General features: G+C 72.8%; 4 protein-coding genes. 3 read left to right on the plus strand and 1 reads right to left on the minus strand.

Going from position 1 to position 3,480, the window contains the following annotated elements:
* On the minus strand, nucleotides 1–713 hold a 713-nt coding region (locus tag KBB57_RS19900), incomplete at its 3' end, for a lysylphosphatidylglycerol synthase domain-containing protein (RefSeq protein WP_290754102.1).
* A 189-nt stretch (nucleotides 714–902) separates the two neighbouring features.
* Between KBB57_RS19900 and KBB57_RS19905 the strand changes: the two genes are divergently transcribed.
* The 3 genes from KBB57_RS19905 to KBB57_RS19915 form a co-directional block, all read left to right on the plus strand.
* Nucleotides 903–1,403: a cytochrome P460 family protein gene (locus tag KBB57_RS19905; protein ID WP_290754105.1), complete on the plus strand. Its 501-nt coding sequence runs from the start codon at nucleotides 903–905 to the stop codon at nucleotides 1,401–1,403.
* A gap of 8 nt (nucleotides 1,404–1,411) precedes the next feature.
* A complete protein-coding gene (locus tag KBB57_RS19910) occupies nucleotides 1,412–2,608 on the plus strand; it encodes an NAD-dependent epimerase/dehydratase family protein (protein ID WP_290754108.1) in 1,197 nt (398 codons plus the stop codon).
* The coding region (locus tag KBB57_RS19915; protein WP_290754111.1) for an aminotransferase class V-fold PLP-dependent enzyme at nucleotides 2,577–3,480 on the plus strand (904 nt) is incomplete at its 3' end. The genes KBB57_RS19910 and KBB57_RS19915, both read left to right, overlap by 32 nt.

Here is a 3,480-nt window from a genome sequence, read left to right on the forward strand (position 1 = left end):
AAGCCGCCGATCGTGATCGGCACGGTGTTGAGCAGCGTGATCATCGGGATCCTCAACAGATAATCGCCGACCGCGAGCTCGCCGAACGCGCGGTAGATCACCAGCCCGGCCGCGAGGTTCAGCCCGTGCGCCCCCGCCGTCGCCGCCAACAGGCGCCCCCGATCGCCAGGGCCCAGGCAAGCCTTCGCGGCCGCGAACAGCTCGAGCACGCGTCCGCCCCGCGCACCCGCGGGCCCGAGCACCAGCCACGCGATCCCCACGACCAGCAGCCACAGACCGACCCCCACCCCCAGCGGCAAGCCGACCGCCACGGACCCCGCCGCCAGCGTCACGACCACCACCAGCAGCTCATAACCCTTGTCGAGCAGCACCCCCGCCGCGGCCCGTCCGCGCGCCTCTCCCGCGCCCGGGGTCGCCGCCGCGATCCGGTAGAACTCACCGATGCGCAGCGGCGTCACCGCGCCGAGCAGCACCCCGAGCAAGAAGCCGCGGGCGACCGTCGCCGCGGCCACGTGCCCGAGCCCCATCGCCCGCAGCTGGACCCGCCACTTCCACAGCCGCAGGCCCATCGCCGCGAGCACGGCCAGCACCACCACGACCCCCTCGCCGGGGCCGGTCCCGCGAAAGCTCGCCACGACCGCCGCCCACTGGATCTGCCGCAGCAACGCCGCGACCAGCACGATCAGGCCGATCACCTGCACGCCGGCCCACACGCGCCTGCTCCGGTCCGTGGACTCCACGCCGCGCGACCATACCAGAAGGCCGCACTGGCCCCGCGCACGTCCAATGCAGCGGGCGACGCTCGCTCGCGCGCGCGCTCGTCTGCGGCGCTTCGGACGATCTCCGGCGCCCCGTAACTCCACGAAGCGTGCGATCGTTGGCCGACGATGAGGACCCGACCGATGCACGACGCACAACGATGGTTCAACCGGCCACTCGCCGTGACCACCCTCGCCATGACCCTCGCCGGATGTGGCGGCGAGGCAGACACCCAGGACCGCGACCTCTACGACGAGGCGATCGCCGGCGACGCCTACAAGAGCTGGCAACAATTCCCCGGTGCATCGCCGGACCTGATCGCCAGCGGCCTGCACAACGGCGACTTCGTCCGCAGCTACATGAACGACGTCGCCGTCGCAGCGATCGCCAGCTTCGACGGCAGCTTCCCCGACGGGACCATCCTCGTCAAGGAGCAGTACGAGGACGCCGAGGGCAAGGTCTCGACCGGCCACACCGTCATGCTCAAGATCGACGGCTACGACAGCGCCCACGGCGACTGGTACTGGGTCGCCTACGACGCCAAGGGCGAGACCACGACCCACAACGGCATGGCCCCCTACTGCTCGAACTGTCATGAGGCCGCCGCCGCGACCAACGACTGGGTCTACACGTCCTTCAAGTGAGCCCGGCCATGACGATCCTCGTCCTCGGCGGCGACGGTTACCTCGGGTGGCCGCTCGCCCTCACGCTCGCGCTGCGCCACCCCTCCGCGCGGGTCGTCATCGCCGATAACCTCGCGCGCCGCCGCCAGGTCGCCGCCCTCGGCGGCGACAGCATCACGCCGATCGCCAGGCCCGCCGAGCGCGTCGCCGCCTTCGCCCGCTTCGCCGGCCGCGCCAACCTCGAGTTCGTCGACCTCGACGTCGCCACCCCGGCGCTCGCCGGGCTGGTCGCGCGGCTGCGGCCCGCCGTCGTCTATCACCTCGCGCAGCAGGCCAGCGCCCCCTACTCGATGGCCGGCGTCGACGAGGCGGTCTACACCCTCGTCAACAACGAGGTCGGCAACATGCGCCTGCTGTGGGCGCTGCGCAGCTTCGTGCCGGACGCCCACCTGGTCAAGCTCGGCTCCTTCGGCGAGTACGCGCAATGCGGCCTGGAGATCCCCGAGGGCTACTTCACCCCCGCCCACGCCGGCGCGCTCGCGGACCGCCCGGTGCCGTTCCCGCGCGAGGCCGACGATATCTATCATATCACCAAGATCCACGACACGAACTACAGCGCGCTGGCGTGCCGCAAGTGGGACCTGCGCGTCACCGATGTCATGCAATGCACCGCCTTCGGCGCGGGCGTCCAGGCGGCCGCCGGCCTGCCGGCGCTCGCCACCCGCCTCGATTACGACGCCGTCTTCGGCACCGTCGTCAACCGCTTCGCCGCCCAGATCGTCGCCGGCCTGCCGATGACCGTCTATGGCAGCGGCCACCAGCGCACCGGCCTCATGGCCCTCGACGACGCCGTCGCCTCGCTCGCCCGCCTCGTCGACCATCCGCCCGCCCCCGGCGAGCACCGCGTCATCAATCACGTCACCGAGCGCGACCTCTCCATCAACGAGATCGCCGCCGCCCTGCAGACCTCGGCCGCCGCCCGCGGCTTCATGGCCACCATCTCGCGCATCCACGACCCCCGCGGCGAGACCCCGCACACCAAGGCCATGCACTCCGTGCGCGCCGACTTCGTCGACGCCCACGTCGTCGCCACCCCCTTCGCCGCCGCCGTCGACCAGCTCTTCGCCGCCGTCCTCGACCACCGCCGCCGCATCAACCCCGCCCTGTTCCCGCCGCAGATCGCCTGGAGGCCCGATGATGTCAGCGGCCGCGCCGCCGCCGAGTGAGCCCCCGCGGGCCCCGCACGACCCCGCACATTGCGGGCTCCCCTCGCAGGACGACCCCGCACATTGCGTACGCGCGGCCACGCACGACCACGCACATTGCGAGCGCTCCCCGCAGGACGACCTCGCACATTGCGTACGCGCGGCCACGCACGACCACGCGCATTGGGAGCTCCTGCGCCTGCGCGAATTCCCGGGCGAGCGCCTGAACCTCAACGCCGGCACCCTCGGCACCCCCGCGCGCTCGGTCCTCGCCGCGCAGCAGGCGTTCTGGGGCGATGAGCTGCGCGCCTGGCCGCTCGGCCAGTATCGCCGCGGCCGCGCGGCCCTGGCCCGCGCCCGCGCCCTCGTGGCCGAGCTGTGGGGCCCCACCCCGGTCGCCCTGACCGGCGGCGCCAGCGAGGCGATGACCCGCCTGACCCTCGCCCTGCACGCCCGACTCGCCCCCGCCAAGATCCGCGTGCTGACCAGCGGCCACGAGCACCCCGGCGGCGTCCAGGGCTTCCTGCGCCACCCCGCATTCGAGGTGATATATCTCGCCGACGAGGCCCTCGCCGACCCCGCCGCCCTCGCCGAGCAAGTCCTACGATTCTCGCCGCAAGTACTGCTATTGTCGCAGATCACCTATTGCACCGGCCAGCTGCTGCCCATCGCCGCCCTGCTGCTCGCCGCCCGCGCGGCCAGCCCCGCGCTGTGGACCATCGTCGACGCCGCCCAGGCCGTCGGCCTCGTCGCCCCCGCCCTCGCCGACGCCGACGCCGTGGTCACCAGCGGCCACAAGTGGCTGTTCGGTCCGCCAGGCTCGGGCCTCGTCTGGCTGTCCGAGCGCGCCCGCCTCGAGCTCGCCCCCGGCTGGGCCGGCGAGGCCCTCGACC

It is taken from the genome of Amaricoccus sp., from assembly GCF_017993425.1.
Lineage (GTDB): Bacteria > Pseudomonadota > Alphaproteobacteria > Rhodobacterales > Rhodobacteraceae > Amaricoccus.

What these genes read in the sequence shown, in the direction of transcription:
- KBB57_RS19905 (WP_290754105.1), top strand. Translation starts at nt 903, where the DNA reads ATGCACGACGCACAACGATGGTTCAACCGGCCACTCGCCGTGACCACC.
- KBB57_RS19910 (WP_290754108.1), top strand. Translation starts at nt 1,412, where the DNA reads ATGACGATCCTCGTCCTCGGCGGCGACGGTTACCTCGGGTGGCCGCTC.